The organism is Streptomyces katrae (assembly GCF_000966975.1).
Taxonomy (GTDB): domain Bacteria; phylum Actinomycetota; class Actinomycetes; order Streptomycetales; family Streptomycetaceae; genus Streptomyces; species Streptomyces katrae.
This window is the reverse complement of record NZ_JZWV01000168.1, coordinates 1-439: the sequence shown is the minus strand read 5'-3', so window position 1 is coordinate 439 and position 439 is coordinate 1. Positions and strand designations below refer to the sequence as shown.

The window sequence follows — 439 nt, the reverse complement described above, 5'->3', positions numbered from 1 at the left end:
GTCGCCGGGTCCGGGGGAGGGGTTCGGTCACCCGTTCAGCCGGGCGGTCTTGAGGGCCATGTGGAGCAGCAGCCGGTCCTCGCCGGCGTCCAGGTCGAGCCCGGTCAGCTGCTCCACCCGGCCCAGCCGGTAGTACACCGGCGCAGTCGAGGAAGACCTCGGCCGTGCGGGCCAGCTCCCGGTGGGCCGGACTCAGCAGGGTCCGCGTCGCGGGGTCGTCCACGGACCCGGCGGCCAGCGCGCCCAGCATCCGGTACGGCCCGATCCCCGCCCACCGGGCCACCGGCCCGAGCCGGGGCTCGGCCGCGGCGGCCCGAGCGGCGGCGACGGCCTGCCCCCAGGCGACGGGCAGCTCCCCGAGCCCCTGCACCGGCTCGGACACCCCGGCGCTCACCCCGTACGCCGCGGCCGCTACCGCGCCGACCGCTCCCGCGGCCTC

At 79.0% G+C, this 439-nt stretch carries 1 pseudogene; it reads right to left on the bottom strand.

What is annotated here, in order from left to right:
• Nucleotides 1-27: 27 nt before the first annotated feature.
• A pseudogene (locus VR44_RS42345) lies at nt 28-439 on the bottom strand (helix-turn-helix domain-containing protein); the annotation flags it as partial.